General features: G+C 74.2%; 18 protein-coding genes. 5 read left to right on the forward strand and 13 right to left on the reverse strand.

Features of this window, described 5'->3' with window-relative positions:
- Positions 1-496 precede the first annotated feature (496 nt).
- A complete protein-coding gene (locus tag ACFWA9_RS31055) occupies positions 497-1,318 on the forward strand; it encodes an AfsR/SARP family transcriptional regulator (protein ID WP_352294813.1) in 822 nt (273 codons plus the stop codon).
- Between the two features lie 28 nt (positions 1,319-1,346).
- On the opposite strand, the gene ACFWA9_RS31060 is transcribed toward ACFWA9_RS31055, so the two are convergent.
- From ACFWA9_RS31060 to ACFWA9_RS31095, 8 genes are all read right to left on the reverse strand, one after another.
- Positions 1,347-2,282, reverse strand: a complete 936-nt coding sequence (locus ACFWA9_RS31060; protein ID WP_380391464.1) for a class I SAM-dependent methyltransferase — start codon at positions 2,280-2,282, stop codon at positions 1,347-1,349.
- Between the two features lie 11 nt (positions 2,283-2,293).
- Positions 2,294-4,513 (reverse strand): glycosyltransferase, encoded by a 2,220-nt coding sequence (locus ACFWA9_RS31065; protein WP_380391466.1) that lies wholly within the window; start codon positions 4,511-4,513, stop codon positions 2,294-2,296.
- 98 nt (positions 4,514-4,611) lie between these two features.
- A complete protein-coding gene (locus ACFWA9_RS31070) occupies positions 4,612-5,508 on the reverse strand; it encodes a UbiA prenyltransferase family protein (RefSeq protein ID WP_352294808.1) in 897 nt (298 codons plus the stop codon).
- Positions 5,509-5,519: 11 nt separating this feature from the next.
- Positions 5,520-6,542 carry an NAD-dependent epimerase/dehydratase family protein gene (locus ACFWA9_RS31075; protein WP_380391469.1) on the reverse strand — a complete coding sequence of 341 codons (1,023 nt, stop codon included), beginning with the start codon at positions 6,540-6,542 and terminating at the stop codon, positions 5,520-5,522.
- On the reverse strand, positions 6,536-7,885 hold the full coding sequence (locus ACFWA9_RS31080; RefSeq protein ID WP_352294819.1) for an aminotransferase class III-fold pyridoxal phosphate-dependent enzyme: 1,350 nt from the start codon (positions 7,883-7,885) through the stop codon (positions 6,536-6,538). Before ACFWA9_RS31080 ends, ACFWA9_RS31075 begins: the two co-directional genes overlap by 7 nt.
- Positions 7,867-7,926, reverse strand: coding sequence for a hypothetical protein (locus tag ACFWA9_RS31085; RefSeq protein ID WP_352294817.1), 60 nt, complete (start codon positions 7,924-7,926; stop codon positions 7,867-7,869). The genes ACFWA9_RS31080 and ACFWA9_RS31085 overlap by 19 nt, the downstream gene beginning before the upstream one ends.
- Positions 7,923-8,846, reverse strand: coding sequence for a lysylphosphatidylglycerol synthase domain-containing protein (locus ACFWA9_RS31090; protein WP_380391484.1), 924 nt, complete (start codon positions 8,844-8,846; stop codon positions 7,923-7,925). The genes ACFWA9_RS31085 and ACFWA9_RS31090 overlap by 4 nt, the downstream gene beginning before the upstream one ends.
- Positions 8,846-9,877, reverse strand: coding sequence for a glycosyltransferase family 2 protein (locus ACFWA9_RS31095; protein WP_380391471.1), 1,032 nt, complete (start codon positions 9,875-9,877; stop codon positions 8,846-8,848). The genes ACFWA9_RS31090 and ACFWA9_RS31095 overlap by 1 nt, the downstream gene beginning before the upstream one ends.
- Before the next feature lie 102 nt (positions 9,878-9,979).
- Between ACFWA9_RS31095 and ACFWA9_RS31100 the strand changes: the two genes are divergently transcribed.
- Positions 9,980-11,038, forward strand: coding sequence for an endonuclease/exonuclease/phosphatase family protein (locus tag ACFWA9_RS31100; protein ID WP_380391472.1), 1,059 nt, complete (start codon positions 9,980-9,982; stop codon positions 11,036-11,038).
- 30 nt (positions 11,039-11,068) lie between these two features.
- Here the strand turns inward: ACFWA9_RS31100 and ACFWA9_RS31105 are convergent, their stop codons facing one another.
- On the reverse strand, positions 11,069-11,644 hold the full coding sequence (locus ACFWA9_RS31105) for a hypothetical protein (RefSeq protein ID WP_380391474.1): 576 nt from the start codon (positions 11,642-11,644) through the stop codon (positions 11,069-11,071).
- A gap of 218 nt (positions 11,645-11,862) precedes the next feature.
- On the opposite strand from ACFWA9_RS31105, the gene ACFWA9_RS31110 reads away from it, so the two are divergent.
- Positions 11,863-13,104, forward strand: a complete 1,242-nt coding sequence (locus ACFWA9_RS31110; RefSeq protein ID WP_380391475.1) for a GNAT family N-acetyltransferase — start codon at positions 11,863-11,865, stop codon at positions 13,102-13,104.
- Between the two features lie 127 nt (positions 13,105-13,231).
- On the opposite strand, the gene ACFWA9_RS31115 is transcribed toward ACFWA9_RS31110, so the two are convergent.
- The 3 genes from ACFWA9_RS31115 to ACFWA9_RS31125 form a co-directional block, all read right to left on the reverse strand.
- Positions 13,232-14,170, reverse strand: coding sequence for an aldo/keto reductase (locus ACFWA9_RS31115; RefSeq protein ID WP_380391478.1), 939 nt, complete (start codon positions 14,168-14,170; stop codon positions 13,232-13,234).
- A 152-nt stretch (positions 14,171-14,322) separates the two neighbouring features.
- Positions 14,323-14,760, reverse strand: coding sequence for a GNAT family N-acetyltransferase (locus ACFWA9_RS31120; RefSeq protein ID WP_352294794.1), 438 nt, complete (start codon positions 14,758-14,760; stop codon positions 14,323-14,325).
- Between the two features lie 73 nt (positions 14,761-14,833).
- Positions 14,834-15,529, reverse strand: coding sequence for a 50S ribosomal protein L11 methyltransferase (locus tag ACFWA9_RS31125; protein WP_352294792.1), 696 nt, complete (start codon positions 15,527-15,529; stop codon positions 14,834-14,836).
- Positions 15,530-15,889: 360 nt separating this feature from the next.
- Between ACFWA9_RS31125 and ACFWA9_RS31130 the strand changes: the two genes are divergently transcribed.
- Positions 15,890-17,068 (forward strand): ROK family protein, encoded by a 1,179-nt coding sequence (locus ACFWA9_RS31130; protein WP_329486247.1) that lies wholly within the window; start codon positions 15,890-15,892, stop codon positions 17,066-17,068.
- A gap of 155 nt (positions 17,069-17,223) precedes the next feature.
- Here ACFWA9_RS31130 and ACFWA9_RS31135 read toward each other — a convergent pair whose 3' ends face one another.
- Positions 17,224-17,997 (reverse strand): GntR family transcriptional regulator, encoded by a 774-nt coding sequence (locus ACFWA9_RS31135; protein WP_329486249.1) that lies wholly within the window; start codon positions 17,995-17,997, stop codon positions 17,224-17,226.
- A gap of 284 nt (positions 17,998-18,281) precedes the next feature.
- Between ACFWA9_RS31135 and ACFWA9_RS31140 the strand changes: the two genes are divergently transcribed.
- The gene (locus tag ACFWA9_RS31140; RefSeq protein WP_380391481.1) at positions 18,282-19,088 is read left to right on the forward strand and encodes an exodeoxyribonuclease III; all 807 of its coding nucleotides are present in this window, start codon (positions 18,282-18,284) and stop codon (positions 19,086-19,088) included.
- The last annotated feature ends 367 nt before the right edge of the window (positions 19,089-19,455 follow it).

The raw sequence follows: 19,455 nt of genomic DNA on the forward strand, positions 1-19,455 counted from the left end.
GGGGTGGGGCCCACGGGGTCCGGGCCCCCTTCGTGTTCACCCGGCGCCGCCCGGGGGGGGGGGCGGGGGGGGGGGGGGGCCCCGGCGGGGGGGGGGCCCCCCCCCCGCCGCCGTGACCACGGCCCCCGCGACGCCGTGCCGCCCCGCCCCGCCCCGCCCGCCCCGCCCCGCCCCACCGTGACACCCCACCGCGCCGTGACGCCTCCGGCGCGACGCCCTCGACGTGACGCCCCCGTCGAGCGGCCCGCCGACGCCCCGCGCGCGCCCTCCCCCACCCGCCGGCCGGACGCCGGCCGGAGGCCGTCCGACGCCCGTGGGGCCCGCCTCCCCCGGGCTCCGCAGCGGCCGCGGGCTCCGCCGGGGAGCGGGCTTGAGATGCCCTTGACACGTTTATAGGTCTATACCATGCTGCGAGCGGCGCCCCGGCGGCGGGGCGAACTCCGCTTCCGCAGCGGGACTTCGGCACAGGTGACAGCTTCATACGGGGGAGATCGTTGTGCTCGTGCATGTCCTGGGACCGCTTCGTGTCGACGTCGACGGAACCGCCGTGGCCCTCGGTGGCAGGCGGTCGCAGATCGTCCTGGCGACCCTCGCCCTGACCCCGAACTGGGTCGTGCCACTCGACCGGCTGGTGGACACCGTCTGGGGCCCCGCGCCACCCGCCAGCGCCCGGACGCAGATCCGGATCTGCGTCTCCCAGCTGCGCCGGGCCTTCGCCGAGGCGGGTGCGCCGACCGTGATCGAGACCCATCCGAACGGGTACCGACTCCGGGTCGGTCCGGGCGAGTTGGACGCCTCGGCGTTCAACGAGGAGGTCGCCCGGGCCCGGCTGCTGGCCGCCCAGGGCGCGCCGGAGGAGGCCGTCACCGGCCTGCGCCGGGCCCTCGCCCGGTGGACCGGCCCGGCGATGGCCGGGCTCGCCTGCCCGCCCGTGGAGGCCTGGGCCCGCCGGCTGGAGGAGAGCCGGCTGCGCGCCGTCGAGGAGCGGATCCGGCTGGAGCTCGGGCTGGGCCGGCACCAGGACCTGGTCGGCGAGCTGGAGCAGCTGGTCTGCGCGCACCCGTTCCGCGAGCACCTGCACGGCCGGCTGATGCTCGCCCTGCACCGGTCGGGCCGCACGGCCGAGGCGCTGGCGGTGTACCGCAGGCTCCGGACCGCCCTGATCGAGGAGCTGGGCATCGAGCCGGGGCCCGAACTGCGTTCGCTGGAACGGGAGATCTTGCTCGGCGTGGCCGCGGCGCCGCCCCCCGGGGAGCCGGCGGTGCGGCGCCGGACCAGGGCGGGCGACGCCGTCCACTCCTCCTGGTGCCCGGTGTAGCCGCACCGCCGCGCGGGCCGGACGGGGCTCAGCCCCGGTGGCGCCACCAGAACGAGCCCGGCTCGTAGTGGTCCCGGACGCCGAGGGCGCGCCAGAGCGGTTCGGCGATCCTCCGCAGCTCCGGGTCGGCGTGCACGAAGGCGTCGGGCAGCTCCAGGTCGAAGCGGTCCGGGGCGGCCGTCAGCAGGGCGGCGAGCAGGTACTGCTCGGAGTAGTGCCGCCAGCGCCAGGAGTACGGGTAGTCCGCGGGCAGCATGATGTCGTGGACGTGCACGATCACCCCGGGCTTGAGCCTGGGCAGCACCTCGAAGAAGAACACCGCCACGTCCGATCCCATGTGCAGCCGGTGCGAACCGTCGAAGAAGACGATGTCACCGGGCTCCAGAGCGGCGAAGACCCCGAGGTCCGCGTGTTGCAGCGGGGTGCGGATGACCTCGTCGCAGAGCCGGTCCACGGTGGCGCGCGGCGCGGGGTCGATCGAGGTGATCCGGGTCGCCAGCCCGAGGTCCTCGATCGCCCGGCGGGCGAACTTGGTGGAGTTGCCGGAGCCGATCTCCAGGTACCGGGCCGGACGCTCCTCGGCCAGGAAGCCGTAGAGCGAGAGCGCGTCCAGCGGGGGCAGCCAGCCGTTGTTCCAGTACGGGGTGGAGCCTGCGGCGGTACCGCTCAGCGGGATTCCCCGGAGCAGCTCGGTCAGCTCCAGGAAGCCGGTCAGCCGCTGCGCGAAGCGCTCCCGGTTCTTCTCCAACAGGGCGCGAACCTCGGCGAGTTCGGCGCGCGGCTCGGGGGTGACGACGTGGTCCCAGAAGAGCGGCTTGCGCAGCCCGAACGCCCAGAGCGTCAGGCCGTGCAGGACGGGCCGCTCCGCCAGCCAGTCGACCGGCCGGCGCAGCACGGGCAGCCGCTCCAGCAGTTCGACGCCGGAGGCGGTCCGGACGGCGGTCCGCAGATCCTTGAGCACCATCGTTGTTCCTTTCAGAGGGAGAGCCACAGGTCCTGCAGCCGGTGTTCGGAGATGCCGTCGGTCGGCCGGAAGTCGTAGCGGTGCACCCGGACCGGGCCGACGGTGAAGCTCCAGTCCAACCGCCAGAACGGGAAGGAGCGGTTGACCGCGCTGTCCCAGTCGAAGCCGGCCGGCGCGGAGAACTTCCAACTCAGCGGCAGGAAGTCGTTGTTGGCCCGGATCGCGTCGTCGGCCCGGTCGCGCAGGCCGTCCAGGTCGCGCATCGACGCGCCGGCGTTGAAGTCGCCCGAGACGAGCACCTGGTGGGGGTTGCCGGCGAGGTCCCGCTCCAGGCCGCGGATCTCCGCCCGGCGCCAGTCGAACTTGCGCCGGAAGTAGGAGTCGAAGTCGAAGTCCGAGAACGGGTCGAGGTCGGGCGCGAGCGGCACGGTGACGTGCACGTTGTAGACGCTGAACACCTTCGACCCGACCTGGAGGTCGGTGCGCAGCACCTTGTCCCGGGCGAAGACCGTGCCGAACGGGGCGTCCGGCGCCAGCTCGGCGCCGGTCCCGACGGCCGGCTGGGCGACGATCGGGTACCGGGAGACGGTGAGCAGCTCGCCCCGCCGGGCGATGTGGTAGCCGGGGAACTCGGCGGCCAGCCGCGCGTCGTCGTCCAGCCGCAGATAGCCGTCCTCGCCGCGGCCGGCCTGCCAGACCACGTGCTCCTGGAAGAGGTACACGTCCGCGTCCTGGCGGTGGATCAGGTCGTACAGCCGGTTCACGTCGGTGGCGGCGGCCCAGTACTGGGTGTTGAAGGAGACCACGTGCAGGGCGCCGGGCGGCACCGGGCGCCCGCCGTGCCAGAGGGCGGGCCAGTTCAGCCCGGAGCCGGTGAGGAGGGCGAGCAGCAGCGGGGGCAGCGCGAGGGCGGCGGCCCAGCGGCGGCGCGGGCCGCAGGCGGCGGCACTGGCGGCCAGGAGCACCAGCGGGACCGCCACCAGGAACACCGGCGGCGTGGCGTCCAGCAGGATGGCCCAGTGCCAGCGGCCGCTGACCGACCGGCGCAGCACGGCGTAGCAGAGCCAGAGCCCGGCCAGGGCGATCAGGGCCCACCCGTACCAGGTGCGCAGCCGCCGGGCGATCCGGCGGGCCCGGCTCGGCGGGTCCGGGTCCGTCGCCCCCCGGTCGCCGCCGGCGCTTCCGCCGGCTCCGTCGTCGCGGTCCGGCGCGGCGGCCACGGCGTCCGCGGCGTCCGCGGCGTACATCCGGCGGAACCGGCGGCTGACGGCGAACTGGGCCAGCCCGGCGACCAGACCGGCCAGCACGACGGCGTTCACCAGCAGGTGCGCCAGGGTGAAGAAGGCCAGGAAGCCGAGCCCGCGCTCCTGCCGGACGAACCGGTACTGGCCGAGGTCGGTCAGCACGAAGCCGGCCACCGCCAGGACCGTGACCAGCGCCGTCAGCGGCTGCCAGGCGATCAGCGGCAGGCTCGCCACCGCCAGCCCGGCCAGCGCCGAGGCGACCGCCCGGCCGGGGGTCTCCATCCCCTGCATCGCCCGGCCCCGGCCCAGGTAGAACGGCACCCGCAGCCGGCTGCGGACGAAGGCCTTCCGGAGCAGCGGCCGCATCCGGCTCTCGTCGGAGAGCCGGCCCCGGACCCGGGAGGTGAGCACCATCGGGTGGAGCGCGGCGAGCCGCTCGGCGTGGTCGATCTCCTCGGTCTGGCGGAGCGCGCCGTTGAACCAGCCGGCCTCCAGGAAGGCCGACCGGCGGACCGCCCCGAGCGCGTAGAAGCCGCCGCTGACCAGGCCCTCGGCGCTCTTGCGCCAGTAGTGGTACTGGAGGATCCGGTACTGCCCGACGGCGCCCTCGGGGAACAGCGGCTCCTTGTCGGGAACGCCGAACACCGCGCCATACTCGGGGTGTTCGGTGAAGATCCGCACCGCCTCGGCGACGGCGTCCGGGTGCATGGTCAGATCGGCGTCCAGGAAGAAGAGGATCTCGCCGGCGGCGTGCCGGACCCCGAGGTTGCGCGAGCCGCCCGGGCCGCCGTTGCGCTCGGCCCGCACCAGGGTGACGGGGTGGGCGGCGGCCAGCTCGGCGGAGTCGTCGGTGCTGGCGTCGTCCACGACGATCACCTCGACGGCCGGGTAGCTCTGCTCCAGGATCGAGCGCAGACAGAGGTCGACGGTGCGGCTGTCGTTGTACATCGGGACGACCACCGACACGAGAGGTGGAGATGTGGGCATGAGACCTCGTTCGGAGTTCGGAGTTCGGGGTTCGGGGTTCGGGGTTCGGGGTTCGGGTTTCGCACGTCGGGAACCGGCGGCCGCTGCCCGACAGCGCGTCAGAGCAGCTGGAAGGCGAGCAGCAGGCCGGCCCAGAGCGAGGAGTTGGTGAGCATCACGCCGTCCCTCAGCAGGGTCCGGACGGGATTGCCGCCCTCGCTCTGCACCACCACGATCTGCAGGTAGCGGAAGAGCGCGAGCAGGGCGCAGGGCGCGGTGAGCAGCGCCCCGGCCGCGTAGCCGGACTCGGTGCGCAGGAAGAGCAGGTAGCCGACCACGGTCAGCCCGGAGCAGAGCACCAGGACGAGGTCCAGGAAGTGCGCCGAGTAGCCGACCAGAGCGGGCCGGTGGCCGCTGCCGGAGACGCCCAGTTCGTGCCGCCGCTTGCCCACGATCAGGACCAGGCAGAGCGTCAGCACGGTGAACACCAGCCAGGCGGCGACCGGGCGGCCGCCGGCGCCGTAGCCGCCGAACAGCCGCAGGACGAACCCGGTGGCGACGATGAACACGTCCAGCAGCGGCAGGTGCTTGAGCTTCCAGCTGTAGGCGGCGTTCACCACCAGGTAGAGCAGGACCGGCCAGACCGCGGCGGGCCGGGAGAGCAGCAGGACGGGGGCGAGCAGCCCGGCCAGCAGCAGGATCAGCGCCACGGCCGTGCGCCGGCCCACCCGGCCGGCGGCCAGGGGGCGGTGGCGCTTGACCGGGTGGCGCCGGTCCCGTTCGATGTCGGCGATGTCGTTGACCACGTACACCAGCGACGAGGCGAGCACGAAGGCGCAGGTGGTGACGGCGACCCGGGCCACCATGCCCCAGTCCAGGTCGGCGCCGAGCAGGGAGAGCGGCACCACCAGGAGGTTCTTCGGCCACTGGCCCGGGCGGAGCAGCTCCAGCGGTGCCGGCAGCCGGGAGGTGGGGCCGCGCCGGAGGGGCTCCGTCTGTTCGCTCAGGAAGGTCATCGCGCACTCCCTCAGAAGAAGATCTTCACGGCGGACAACAGGCCCTGGCTCCACGGGTCCCGGCTGGTCCGGCCGGTCGGGCTGCCCGCCGGACGGTCGTGGCGGGCGGTGCGCCACCAGTCGTAGGTGCGCAGGATCGCGTCCCGGTTGGACAGCCTGGGCGCGAAGCCGAGCCGCTCCCCGGCCTTGTCGATGCTGACGTAGGAGTCCTCCATCAGCTTGTGCAGCAGCCGCCCGTAGACCGGCGAGAGCCTGGCCTTCTGCAGGGTGCTCAGCACGGTCAGCGCGGGCCGGGCGGGCAGCGCGACGACCCGCTTGCCGTGGCCGGCCGCGTCCAGGACGGCCTGGAAGTCCTGGCGCAGGGTGCCGAACTCGGCGGCCGCCAGGTTGTAGGTGTCGTTGGCGACGTCATCGGGCGCGGTGAGCACGGTGACCACGGCGTCCACCAGGTCGTCGATGCCGAACATCTGGATCCGTACGTCGCCGCGGCCGAGCACGGGGAAGTTCCGGCCCTCCTCCGCCCACTCGAACAGCATCGAGAACAGGCCCATCCGGCCCGGGCCGACGAAGGTCTTGGGCCGCAGGATCGGCACGCACATCCCGGCGGCGCGGTGGCGCTCGGCGATCTCCTCGGCGGCGGCCTTGGCCCGGCTGTAGGTGTCGACCGGCTCGCGCGGGTACGTCTCCGGTGTCGGGACGACCTTGGGCAGGCCGTACACGGCCGTCGAGGAGATGTGCACCACCCGGGGGGTGCCGGCGGCGTGCGCGGCGGCGAACACGTTCTCGGTGCCGCCGACGATGATCGAGCGGATCTGCTCGTCCGGGTAGCTGGGCAGCGCGGCCGCCGCGTGGACCAGCACCTCGGCGCCGTCCAGCGCCCGGGCCATCACGGCCGGGTCGCGGATGTCGCCGACCACCGCCACGCCGGGGCCGGGCCGCAGGTCGACCCCGCGGACGTCCTTGCCGTCCGCGAGCAGCCGTTCGGCGAGCCGCGAGCCGAGCATGCCCGCGGCGCCGGTGATCGCGATCACCACTGGGACCCCACCTTCTGCTTGAGGAAGCGCGTCACCAGGTGCCCGAGCCCCTTGCCGAGCACCTCGCCGAGCGCCTCGACCGTGCGCTCCACGTCGGCCGGGTCGGTGACCAGCGAGGGGCCGATGACCAGCGGGTTGAGCCCGTTGAGGGTGTAGTAGGCGAAGATGTCGTGGTCCTGGTACAGGGCGTTGATCACCGCGCAGGTGACCAGCTTGGTCTTGAACCTCGGGTCGCGGGCCATCCCGCCCGGCGCCAGCCTGGCGACCAGGTCGAGGATCTTCGGCCCGCCCTCGATGAAGACTCCCCAGAGCGCCCCGGCGCCCGTCACCCGGCCGACCGCCTCCGGGTGCTCCTTCGCCAGCCGGGCCAGCCCGGGCTCCAGGACGGCGCCGATCGCCCGGGCCCGCGCCGGGTAGTCGTCCTCGATGGCGATGTTGACGGCCTCCAGCGCGGTGGCGCACTCCTCGCCGAAGCCGTAGTACGTCGTCGAGGTGGACTGCAGCAGCGCGTCGCCGAGGTTGTCGTAGGCCTTGCGGAACACCGGTTCGCGGGCGACGAACGCCGAGATCGAGGACTTGCCGCCGCCGAAGGACTTGGAGGTGGTGAGGACGTCCGGGATCAGGCCCGGGTAGCGCATGAAGTGGAACAGGGTGCCGGTCTTGCCCCAGCCGGTGTAGATCTCGTCGAAGATCAGCACGATCTTCTTCCGGGTGCACAGCTCGCGCAGCCCGCGCAGGAACTCCTCGGAGCAGGCCTGCACGGTGGAGGCGCTGAACGGCTCGATCAGGATCGCGTAGACGTCGTCCGGGTGGGCGTCGACGGCGCGGCGGACCGAGTCGAGGTCGTTGTAGGCGAAGGTGTCGATGCCCGGGATGGTGGGGAAGGCGAACTGGCTCTGGCCGGTCAGGCCGCCGGAGCCGAGCAGCTTGCCGTGGAAGGCGCAGTCGGCGCGCAGCACCGTCCCGCGCCTGCCGCCGTGGTACTTGTACGCCAGCTTGACGGCCCCTTCCACCGCCTCGGCACCGGAGTTGGGCAGGAAGGACATCGAGAGGTCGCCGGGCAGCACCTCGGCCAGGTTGTGGCCGAGCGCGGCGAGGTAGGGCGAGAAGTACGTCTTGTGGACCTCCATCCGGCCGGCCCGGGCGAACCGCTCGCGGGCGGCCAGGATCCGCGGGTGGTTGTGGCCGTGGTTGAGCACGCCCACCCCGCCGGTGACGTCCAGGATCCGGCGGCCGTCGGTGAGGGTCAGATGGGCGCCCCGGGCCTCGGCGACCAGCTCCCGGCCGAAGCCGAAGGAGGTCATCAGCGAGACCTGGCTCTTGTTCACGTACCGCCGGTACAGGTCGTGCACCTCACGGACCTGGAACCGTTCGGCGTCGTCAAGGGTGTACACGGGCTTCCTCTCGCATCGGGGTGGACCTGAGCCGGGCCCAGGTCAGGACGACGGCCGAGCTACCGAGCTCGGCCAGCACGCAGACGACCCGGCTGGCGATCGCCGCGGTGGCCGCGACGCCCCCGGGCAGCACGGTGGCGAGCGCGGCCGTGATGGTCAGCTCGCGCACCCCCCAGCCGTCCGGCACGATCACGGCCAGGCTGCTGACCACGGTGGCGAGCGCGAAGGCGCCGACCGCCGGGCCGAGCGAGGCCCCGGCCGACCCGCCCAACGCCAGGGCCAGGAACCAGAGGTGCAGTCCGGAGACCAGCCAGGAGGCGATCGCCAGCAGGACGGCCCGGCGGACGGCGGCGTCCGGCGGCGCCTCGACCGGCCGCCGCAGCAGCCGGGCCGCGGCCGCGACCGGCCGGGTGGCCAGGGCCGGGCGGACGACGCAGGCCAGGAAGCCCGCGGCCGGCAGGCAGAGCCAGACCCACTGCCCCGGCAGCGCGGCCGGCGCCGCCAGCAGCCCGACGCCCGCGCCGGTGAGGAGGGTCAGCGCCAGGCTGAGCAGGTAGGCGGAGGTCATCTGGGCGGCCGGCACCCCGGCCGCCCGGCCGTGCGTGACATGGGTGAGCACGCCCCAGACCCGGCCCGGCAGGTACTTGCTGAGCTGCCCGAGGAAGTAGATCCGGGCGGCGTGGACCCCCCGGACCGCGTGGTCGCCGGGGATCAGTACCCGCCAGGCGTGCACCGCGAGCACCAGGCCGGCCACGTTGGCGGCGAGCGAGGCGGCGAGCGGCGGCAGGGCGTCCGCCCGGGCGAACGCCCGTACGGCGACCGGCCCTTCGTGGCGGAGCAGCAGGCCGAGGCCGACCAGGGCGGCGAGCACGATCAGCGGGGTGAGCACCTTGCGCAGCCGGTCCAGCATCACCGGGCCGCCCCGGTGCCGGGTGCGGTGCCGGGCTCGGCCGCCGTCGCCGAGGCCGCCCCGGCGGCGTCGGCACGGTCCGGGAGCAGCATCCGGACCGTGCCGACGGCGGCGCCGCTCACCAGGGCGGTGATGACCAGGAAGTGGACGCCGGTGAAGAACGGCACGAAACCCGGGCCCCGGCGGCCCGCGACGAACCGCAGCAGCCGCCCGTTGGCGGCGCAGAACCCGAGCGCCCCGAGGGCCGGCAGCACCGGGTACCAGGGCGCCAGCGGCAGGGTGGCCAGGGTGAGGGCGGCGGCGGCGACCGACGCCGGACTGTTGGCGGTCAGGTTGCGCCGCCCGCCCCGGCGCGCCGAGGCCAGCGCGGGCACCAGCACCAGCGCCCGCCGGAAGGTCTCGGCCAGCAGCGGCCGGAGCCGGTGCTCCTCGTCGTGCAGGGCGACCACCCGGTCGGTGAGGACGATCCGGTGGTGCGGCGCCAGCCGGTCGCTGAACTCCAGGTCCTCGGAGTCCCGCAGCCGCTCGTCGAAGCCGCCGAGGCGCTCGAAGACCTCGCGGCGCACGGCCGCCTGGGCGAAGAAGGCGGTCTCCACGACGCCCGCGCCGCGCACCCGCCACCAGTGCGCGTGCAGCACCCGGTAGCGCTCCACCGGACCGTCGTCGAACAGCGGATCCGGTGCGATCACTCCGTGTACGCAGCCGCACTCCGGGTCGGCCGCCAGGATTTCCAGCGCGTTGGCCACCGAATCGGGCGTCAGCGCCTCGTCGGAATCGAGGAAGAACAGAATGTCGCCGGTCGCCGCGGCGATTCCGGCATTTCGCGCGGCGGACACTCCGCGGTTCGGAGTGCGCCGGATCAGGGTGCACGGATAGCCCTCGGCCACCTCGGCGGTCCGGTCGGTGGAGCCGTCGTCCACCACGATGACCTCGTGGACGGGGGCGGTCTGGGCGTACACCGAGTCGAGACAGGCACCCAGGGTACGAGCGGAGTTGTGGGCCGGTATGACGACCGATACGGAAAACGTCATGCCGCCATTTCAGGCGGGCCGCGTATCGGCCGGGTATCGTCTCGGTATTGGAATGCGGCCGGGTGAAATCCGGGGCGCCGCCGCCCTGCTACTCTCCGCGCCATGGATTCCGCTCGCCCGCGTTCGCTCGGGCCCCGGTCGCTGGTCGCCGTCACGGCCTGCTGGGGTGTTTTCCTCCTCCTCGACCGCCTGCTGAGCGGCCGCTGGTGGTTCTGGCTGATACCGGACCTCGCGCCGCCGCTGCTCTTCCTGGCGGTGCCGGTGCTGCTGCTGGCCCTGGCGGTGGTCACCCGGCCGTCGCGGCGGTGGCTCGTCCCGGTGGTGGTCGCCCTGCTGCTGGCCGGCCTGCCGCGCACCGGGCTCAACCCCGCGGCGCTGCTGCCCGGCCGGGACCGCGCGCCCGGCCCGGCGTTCACGGTGTTCTCCTGGAACACCGAGTACTGGGACACCACCGACGACCCGGACGCCTTCTACCGCTACCTCCGGAGCAGGGACGCGGACGTCTACCTGCTCCAGGAGTACCTGGCCTGGGTCCAGGAGACGCCGACCCGGATCGACCGGCTCGACCGGATCCGGCAGGAGTTCCCCGGCTACCGGGTGGCGGTGCTCGGCGAGTTGGTCACGCTCTCGCGGTTCCCGGTGCTCGCCACCCCGGCGGTCGGCGCGGCGCTGCCGGCCGATACGCCGTGGGAGGTGACCTTCGCCAGGAAGAAAGTCCTCCGCACCGATGTGGACGTCCACGGCCGGGCGGTGTCCCTCTACAACGTGCACATCCCGGTCCAGGTGGACACCCGGCAGTCGGTGTTCGGCGGCGACTTCTACCGCACCGTCCGCGCGGCCGACGCCGCACGCCGGGAGCAGTACACGGCACTGGAGTCGGACGCCGCCGCCAACCACCACCCGCTGCTGATCGCGGGGGACTTCAACACCACCCCGGCGATGGGCGACCTGAGCGGCCTGCGCGCCCGCTTCCGCGACGCCCGCTCGGCCTCCGGCGACCTCTACCCGGGCAGTTGGGGCGGCCTGCTGGGCAGCGACCTGTGGCGGCTGGACTGGGCGTTCACCGACCGCCGGGTCGCGGTGGAGCGGTACTCCTTCGCGGACCAGCGGGGGATGTCGGACCACCGGGGGCAGCAGCTGCGCGTGGCGCTCCGGCCGTGACACCGGCCGGGCGGAACGGCCGCCCGGCCGTCAGTCCTTCGGCGCCGGACCGGAACGGCTCAGGGTGAAGGTGAGGTTGGGCCGCGCGGCCTTCGGTGCGGAGATCCGCATCGTCGTGTAGTCGCCGCCGGTCAGACCGCCCAGGGTCACCGTCGCGGGGACGGCGGCCACCCCGCCGGCCGCGTTCTTCTCCCAGAGCCGGCCCGTGGCGGTGGGGCTCAGCCCGCCCCACGCCGTCCAGACCAGCCCGTCCAGCATCGACGCGCCCTTGTCGCAGGCCAGTTCCAGGGACTTCGGCGAGATGAGCGGCTGCCCGTCGCACCCGTAGACGGAGCCGGGTGCCTCGGACGGCTCCGGCGGCGCCCCGGGGGCCGAGGCGGACGGCACGGCGGCGGGCGGGGACGGGACCGCGGACGTGGCCGTGGCCGTCGGCGTGGGCGTGGCGGGCTCCGTGGGCCGGACCGGCGGCGCGGAGGCGGACGGCGCGGCGGCCGTCCCGCTGCTCGAACAGCCGGCGACCGCGAGCAGCAGCGCGAGCGCTCCGACGGCGAGGCCCGCCGTACCGCGCCGCCGCCCCGCGGCCGTTCGTCTGGCCTGACCTGCCATGGTCCCCCCATTTGCCCGGTGCCGGTCGATCCGCACGTCCGGAAGTCCGCCAAGGCTACCGGTCCCTGAACTCCTGTCAGTACCCCGGGGGCGGAACGACCGCCCCGGCCGTCGCGGGGCCGGTGCCGAAATTCGCTTGCCCCGGTCGCGGGTCGGCGTTCCAATGTGGCCGGGCACCACGAGCCGTGGTGCCGGTACGCGAGGAGGCGGCGGCGACCATGGAGATCCGTTCCACGACCGACGAGGACCACGACGTCTTCGTCGACACCCTGCTCGCCCCGTTCGGGCTCTTCCGGGAGACCACGGCCGAGGACGGCGGCGGGGCCTGGTGGTCGGCGCTCGAAATGGACCGCGGCCTGCTCGCCGTGTCGGACGACGGGAGGCCCGTCGGCACCACCGGTGCGTACTCCTTCGAGCTCACCCTGCCCGGCGGGGCCCTCGTCCCGGTCCCCGGGGTGACGGCCGTCGGCGTCCTGCCCTCCCACCGGCGCCGGGGCGTGCTGACCGCGCTGATGCGCCACCAGCTCGCCGGCTTCCGGGCCCGCGGGGAGTTCCTCGCCGTCCTGCTCGCCTCCGAGGCCACGATCTACGGCAGGTTCGGCTACGGACCGGCGACGTACACGGCGCGACTGACGGTGCCGCACCACCGGGCCGCCCTCGCCGCCCCCCGGGCCCGCCGGGCCGAGGCCGCCCCGGCCGCCCCGGCCGCCCCGGACAGCGGTACGGTCGAGGTGCTGCGGCACGCCGACTGCGGCGAGCTCCTGGAGCAGGTCTACGACCGGTACCGCCGCACCCAGCCCGGCGCGCTGTCCCGGCCGCACCGCTGGTGGGCCCTGCGCGCCGGACAGCCCCCGATCGCGCCGACACCGCGCTACATCGCCCTGCACCGGGACGCCGACGGCGTCCCGGACGGGTACGCCTGCTACGCCAAGGACAAGCCCGACAGCCTGACGGTCGACGAGGTCATCGCCGCCGACGACGCCGTCTTCACCGCCCTGGCCCGCTTCGTCCTCGAACACGACCTGGTCGACCGGGTCGTCTTCAAGCACGTCCCGCCCGACCATCCGCTGCGCTGGCGGCTCACCGACTTCCGCGCCGGCGAGGTGCACCAGGACACCGACTGGCTCTGGGTGCGGCTGCTGGACGTGCCGCGGGCGCTGACCGCGCGCGGCTGGTGCGCGGACGGCGAGCTCGTCCTCGACGTCGAGGACCCGTTCCTCGGCGAGCACGACCGCTATCTGCTGACCGTGCGGAACGGCAGGGCCGAGTGCGTCCCGACGGACCGGGAGCCCGACCTGTCCCTGGACGTCCGCGACCTGGGCTCGCTCTACCTCGGCGGCACCGCCCCGAGCACGCTCGTCCGGGCCGGCCACGTCCTCGCCCACCATCCGGGGGCGGCCGCCCGCGCCGACGCCCTCTTCCGGGGCGAGCGCTCCCCGCACTGCCTGCACTGGTTCTGACCGCGTGCCCGCCGGGTGGCCGTACCGCGAACGGCACGGCCCCCCGGCGGCCCCCGGCGGCCCTACCGGCGCCGCCGGGTCCGGCCGGTGGTCAGCGCACGGCCGGTGGTCAGCGCATCGCCAGTGATCAGAGCGCGGCCTCGTCGAGGCGCCGGCGCTGCTCGGCGGAGAGGGTCACCGCCAGGGCGCCCAGCGCCTCGTCCAGTTGGGCGATCCTGCTGACGCCGACCAGCGGCACGATCTGCGGGTCGTGGTCCAGCAGCCAGCTGAGCGCGACCTGGTTCTTGGTCACCCCCAGCTCCTCGGCCACCGCGCCGAGCGCCGCCAGCCGCCTGGGCGTGCCCGGGTGGTCGTAGGCGGCCGGGATCTCGACGTCCTCGCGGGTGTAGCCGCCGGAGAGGATCGGGCTGTAGACCCAGAGCCGGATGTCCCCCTCGGAGCGTACGTAGTCCAGCAGTTCACCGGTCACGTGGACATGGGCCGAGGAGGGCAGCGGGATGTCGAAGCGGGGCTGGAGGTAGGAGTAGCGGTACTGCATGTGGGTGTACCGGGCCCGGTCCCCCGCGAGCGCCCGGGCCCGCTCGACCCGCCAGACGGCGTGGTTGCTGGCCCCGACCTCGCCGGCCTTCCCGGCGGCCACCAGGTCGGCCAGGGTGTCGACCGTCTCGGCGAGCGGCACCGACCGGTCCTCGATGTGCGTCCAGTAGACCTCGACCCGGTCGGTGCCGAGCCGGCGCAGGCTGCCCTCCAGCGCCGTCCGGACGGCCTTGTCCGAGAGGCCCTCGGCGGTCTCCAGGCCGGTCCCCGGGACGGTCGGCCGGGCCCCGACCTTGGTGCTGATCACCACGCGGTCGCGGGCACCCCGGCTGGCCAGCCAGCGTCCGATCACCTCCTCGCTCTCGTCGCCGGTGGCGCCGTCCAGCCAGAACGCGTAGTTGTTCGCGGTGTCGAGCACGGTGCCGCCCGACTCCACGAAGTGGTCCAGGATCTCGAACGAAGTCCGCTCGTCGACGATCGTGCCGAAGCCCAAGGTGCCGAGGGCGATGGTGCGTTGTGGAATGGCCATAGGTCTTCCCCTCCCATGTGGTCTGGACCATTCAAGTCGCATCCCGCCCCGCACGCAACAGAGCGCCACCGGATCACCACCCGCCGTCGGCGCGACCGTGGCCCACCCGCGCGACCGGACCGTCGGGCGACCAGCTGCGCGGGCGCCCGGCCTCAGGCGGTCAACGGCTTGGCCCAGCGGGTCCACTGCGGCTGCGGCCGGTAGCCCGCCGTCCGCCAAGTGCGCTGCCCCTCGGCGTTGTCGTCGAGCACCATCGCGTCGGCCCGGCGGCCGCCGAGGGCGGTGAAGCGGTCCTCCGCCGCCGCCAGCAGGGCCGCGCCGATCCCCCGGCGGCGGTACCGCGGGTCGACGGCGAGGCGGTAGAGGTGACAGCGCCACCCGTCCCAGCCGGCGATCACGGTGCCGACGAGGGTCGCCGGATCACCGGCCGGGGTGGCGACGATCAGGCACTCCGGGTCGCGCGCGAGCAGGGCCGCCACCCCGTCGGCGTCGTCCGTGATGCTCGTCCCCTTGGCGGCGCGCGCCCAGAGCGCGAGCAGGGCGGGGATCTCGTCGGGGGTGGCGGTGCGCAGCACGATGTCGGCGGTCATGCCGGTCTGTCTACCAGGACCTCCGGCCGGGCCGCCGGGAATTCCGCACCGCGGGACCGGCCCCGGCCCCGCCTCAGCGGGCCGGTGCGGCGAGCTCCCAGACGGTGGTGGTCTTGAGCGCGGCGTCCTCCAGGTCCGCCACGACCGGCACCCGGTACGCGGCCAGCTCCGTGAAGTGCCCGCGCGGCAGGTACGCCCGCCCCGGGTCGCCGACGATCACCACCGCGCCGCGCGCCCGGGCCCGCTCCAGGAAGGGCAGGAACCGCGCGGCCATCGCCCGCTCGTAGAAGACGTCCCCGGCCAGCACCACGTCGGCCGGAGCGCCGTCCCCGTCCAGCAGGTCCTCCACCGCGGCCGCCACCCGGACGCCGTTGGCCTCCGCGTTGAGGCCGATGGCCGCCACCGCGTACGCGTCGATCTCGGCGGCGCGCACCGACTCCGCCCCGCGCATCGCCGCCGCGATCGCCACCAGCCCGGACCCGGCCGCCAGGTCCAGCACCGTCCGCCCGGCCACCACCTCGGGGTGGTCGAGCACATAGCGCGCCACCCCGACCCCGCCCGCCCAGGCGAACGCCCAGAACGGCGGCGCCAGCCCCACCTCGCCGCGCGCCGACTCGGTGGTCTCCCAGAGTTCGATGGCGTCGTCGGCCATCCGCAGGCTGATCTCGGGGACGAAGGGCACGGGCGCCGGGCTGGTCGCGTTCCGCACGAACTCCCGGTCGGACAGTGCCGTCGCAGCCGGGCGAGCGTCGTGCGTCTCGTTCAACATGCCCGCAGCATAGAGGCTCCCCGCCCGCCCGGAGCGCCACCGGAGCACGCGCCCCGACCGCCCGGCCGGCCCCCGGGAGCGGGCCCGCGCGAGCACTCCGGGACGCGGGGCGACCCCGGGTCACGCACCGCCACCCGGTGCGTACCATTTCGATACCGAAGCCGGGATGAGCTGCGGAGATGCTCGCCCGCCGGCCCCGGGCCCGGGTAGCATCCGGCACGTGCCCTCCGGGCCCGGCGCAGGCTGCCCAGCGCTGCCGTGCCGCGTTCCGGGTGGCGGACTCTCGCGGGACATTCGGTGGTCTCCGCGCACTCGGCACCGCGCGCCAGAGCTGTCGCGCGAACGGCGAAGGGCAGCATCTTGGCGGATCGGCTCACCGGAGGAGACTCCTCGCTGCTGCGGCGCATCAATGCGGCGGTCACGCTTCGGGCGCTGCGGGCCGGCCACTCGGTGACCCTCACTCAGCTGGTCGGGGACACCGGGCTGTCCCGGCCCACGGTGGAGGGCGTGATCGAGGGCCTGGTCGAGACCGGCCTGGTCGCCGAGGTGGACCAGCCCCAGAACGGCGGCCAGCCGGGCGGCGGGCGGCGCGGGCGACCGGCCCGCTGGTTCCGGTTCCGCGCCGAGGCCGGACACATCCTCGGCGTCGAGATCGGCGTGCACGACCTGCGGGTCGTGCTGGCCGACCTCACCGGCCAGGTGGTGGGCAGTCACTTCCGCCCGATCGAGGAGACCCTGGACGCGGAGGAGCGGCTGAGCGCCGTCCGCACCGCGGTCGCGGAGGTGCTGCGCAAGGCCGGCGTCTCCCGCGACAACCTGTGGGCGGTCGGCGTCGGCACCCCCGGCATCGTCGACCGCGACGGCACCATCCAGCTCGGCACCGCCATGCCCGGCTGGACCGGCCTGGACCTGGGCGCCCGGCTGCGCCGGTCCTTCCGCTGCCCGGTCATGATCGAGAACGATGCCAACCTGGCCGCCATCGCCGAGCACTGGCAGGGCGCGGCGGTCGGCGCGGACGACGTCGTCTTCGTGATGGCCGGTCTGAGCCCGGGCGCCGGCTCGCTCATCAACGGCCGGCTGCACCGCGGGTACGGCGGCGCGGCCGGCGAGATCGGCGCGCTGCACCTGCTCGGCCAGGAGGTCACCCCCGAGCGGCTGCTCTCCACCACCGGCAAGCCGCTCAATCCGCTGGACGAGGCGGCCGTCGCCCGGGTGCTGAGGCTCGCCCGCGAGGGCGACGAGGTGGCGAAGGTCGCCATGGACCGCTTCCTGACCCGCCTGGTGCAGAGCGTGGCCGCCCTGGTGCTGGCGATCGACCCCCAGCTGGTGGTCGTCGGCGGCTGGGCCGCCGGCCTCGACGGTGTGCTGGAGCCGCTGCGCGAGCGCCTCGCCCAGTTCACCCTGCGCGCGCCCGAGGTGGCGCTGGCGGCGCTCGGCTCGGAGGTCGTCGCGATGGGCGCCCTGCGGGTGGCGCTGGACCAGGTGGAGGAGCAGCTCTTCGCCGTCGACCCGCCGACCGGCGGCGCCGCCCGGGCGTGACACCCGGGCCGGGTGCGGAGCCGGCGGCTCCGCACCCGGTGCCCGGGTCCGACCGGTGCCCGGGTCCGACCGGGGCCGGCGTCGCCGGGAACGACTCAGGCCCGGCTGCCTGCGGGGGCGTCCGGGCCTGGGCCTGAGGGTGTGCGACAGATGGTTCAGGAGGCGGTGCGCACCTCGGTGCCGGCGCTGACGGGGGTGACCTCCACCAGCCCGGTCTCACCGAAGGTGAGCTTGCAGGTGTCCGCGCGGTAGGTGGAGACGGCCAGCGCGACCAGCCGGCCGGCGGCCGCGTACTGGGTGGTCATCACCAGCACCGGCGAGCCCGGCGGACGCTCCAGCAGGGCGGCCTGCTCGGCCTCGGCGACGCCCAGCTCGACCGAGCGGGACTCGCCGTCGACCTCCAGGCGCTCCAGCTGGCGCAGCACCGAGCGGGCCCGGTCGCTCTCGGCGCGGAAGCCGGGCAGGTGCGGCAGGGCGGAGGCCGGTACGTGCAGCGACTCGGTGGCGACGTTCTTGCCCTGGACCATCCGGACCCGGCGCACGGTGTGCACGGTGGCGCCCTCGGCGATGCCGAGGCCCTGGGCGAGCTGGGCGGTGGCGGGGGCGGTGGTGCAGTCGACGGTGCGCCAGGCCTGGCTGCGGGCGGTGCCCGGCCAGCCCTCCTCGTGGCGGTTGACCGGAACGCCGACCCGGGGGGCGGCGATCAGGGTGCCGATGCCCCGGCGGCGGACCAGCCGGCCCTCCAGCTCCAGCTGGTCGAGCGCCTGGCGCAGGGTGGCCCGGGCCACGCCGAAGCGGGCCGAGAGCTCGCGCTCGTTGGGGAGGACCTGTCCGGTGGAGAACTCCGTGTCGATCGCGCGGAGCAGCACCGTGCGCAGGTGCCAGTACTTCGGTTCCGGTACCGCCGTGAGCTGCCCTGTCGTTCCCACCGTGGCCTCCACCCTGCTCTGTCCGCCCTGCCGAAAGGAGGGCGGACCCGGCCCGCTGTCCGCTGTTGCGGCAGGTGGGAGAGCGGGCTTTATCCGTCCTTCTTTATTAAAGGTCTTTGCAGTAAGTGACCCTAGGGGCTGTGTCGGGAGATGGTCAAGACCAATGACGGCGGTTGGTGCCGATGTCGCGTGGATTCATGCCGCGTTCACGACAGGCCGACAAACGGACGGCGCCCCACCGCGTCGGGCACCGGGCCGGCCACCGGGCTCGGTAGGCTGCCCGGGTGATCGTGGTGACGAGTGTGAACGTGAACGGAATCCGTGCGGCGGCCAAGAAGGGCTTCATCGAGTGGCTGGCGGCCACCGAGGCGGACGTGATCTGCCTGCAGGAGGTGCGCTCCGAGCCGGCGCAGCTGCCCGTGGAACTGCGCGACCTGGAGGGGTGGCACGCGGTCTGGGCACCGTCCTCCGCCAAGGGCCGCGCGGGAGTGGCCGTGCTGTCGCGGCAGCAGCCGGAGCGCACGGTGGTCGGATTCGAGTCGGCGGAATTCGACAATTCGGGCAGGTATGTAGAAATCGACCTGCCGGGGCTCACCCTGGCCAGTCTCTATCTCCCCTCCGGTGAAGTCGGCACCGAACGCCAGGAGGAGAAGGAACGCTTCATGGCGGAGTTCCTGGTGCACCTCGGCAAACTCCGCACCCGCGCCGCCGCCGAGGGCCGCGAGGTCGTGGTGTGCGGCGACTGGAACATCGCCCACCGCCCCGAGGACCTCAAGAACTGGAAGGCCAACCAGAAGTCGGCCGGATTCCTCCCCGAGGAGCGCGCCTGGCTCACCCGGGTCTACGAGGAGGCCGGCTACGTCGACGTCGTCCGCCGCCTCCACCCCGACCGCACCGGCCCCTACTCCTGGTGGTCCTACCGCGGCCGCGCCTTCGACAACGACTCGGGCTGGAGGATTGACCTCATCGTGACGACCCCGGGCCTGGCGGAGAAGTGCGTCGAGGCCCGCGTCGAACGAGCGGCCACCCACGCCGAGCGGTGGAGCGACCACGCACCCGTCACTGCAGTCTTCGACACCGAGGTTCACTGAGACGCGCCAAATACCCGTTAACTGTGGCTGATTGGCTCGGCGCCACCGACCGCCTGCACTCACCCGCGCATGCAGGGGAGGCCGCTTCGCATGGCACCGAGTCAGCCAGCGACCGCCGAAGCGGTGGACGAACGCCGAGTCCGCGGGGACGGCATGGACGTTGATGCGCCCCACAATCGCGACCCGCCACGTAGCGCAGACCTTCGCATCTTCCCCTCCTCCCGGGGCAGCGCCGCACCGAGCGGTCGGCGGTTGCTGCGGGTTTTGGGCGCTGCAGTCGACCGGCCCGGGCCCGAGGTCCAGCCCCAGTTCCTCGGCGCACCCGGCGGCGGCCCGCCGAAGCGCCGCCAGGGCGTCGCCCTGGCGG

Origin of the sequence: Kitasatospora sp. NPDC059973 (assembly GCF_042737525.1) — a bacterium.
Lineage (GTDB): Bacteria > Actinomycetota > Actinomycetes > Streptomycetales > Streptomycetaceae > Kitasatospora.

Bases quoted from the DNA above. Each gene is read 5' to 3' on its own strand.
- ACFWA9_RS31115 (WP_380391478.1), bottom strand. From the start codon at position 14,170: ATGGCCATTCCACAACGCACCATCGCCCTCGGCACCTTGGGCTTCGGC.
- ACFWA9_RS31070 (WP_352294808.1), bottom strand. From the start codon at position 5,508: ATGACCTTCCTGAGCGAACAGACGGAGCCCCTCCGGCGCGGCCCCACC.
- ACFWA9_RS31125 (WP_352294792.1), bottom strand. From the start codon at position 15,529: ATGTTGAACGAGACGCACGACGCTCGCCCGGCTGCGACGGCACTGTCC.
- ACFWA9_RS31120 (WP_352294794.1), bottom strand. From the start codon at position 14,760: ATGACCGCCGACATCGTGCTGCGCACCGCCACCCCCGACGAGATCCCC.
- ACFWA9_RS31065 (WP_380391466.1), bottom strand. From the start codon at position 4,513: ATGCCCACATCTCCACCTCTCGTGTCGGTGGTCGTCCCGATGTACAAC.
- ACFWA9_RS31110 (WP_380391475.1), top strand. From the start codon at position 11,863: ATGGAGATCCGTTCCACGACCGACGAGGACCACGACGTCTTCGTCGAC.
- ACFWA9_RS31090 (WP_380391484.1), bottom strand. From the start codon at position 8,846: ATGCTGGACCGGCTGCGCAAGGTGCTCACCCCGCTGATCGTGCTCGCC.
- ACFWA9_RS31095 (WP_380391471.1), bottom strand. From the start codon at position 9,877: ATGACGTTTTCCGTATCGGTCGTCATACCGGCCCACAACTCCGCTCGT.
- ACFWA9_RS31060 (WP_380391464.1), bottom strand. From the start codon at position 2,282: ATGGTGCTCAAGGATCTGCGGACCGCCGTCCGGACCGCCTCCGGCGTC.
- ACFWA9_RS31100 (WP_380391472.1), top strand. From the start codon at position 9,980: ATGGATTCCGCTCGCCCGCGTTCGCTCGGGCCCCGGTCGCTGGTCGCC.
- ACFWA9_RS31105 (WP_380391474.1), bottom strand. From the start codon at position 11,644: ATGGCAGGTCAGGCCAGACGAACGGCCGCGGGGCGGCGGCGCGGTACG.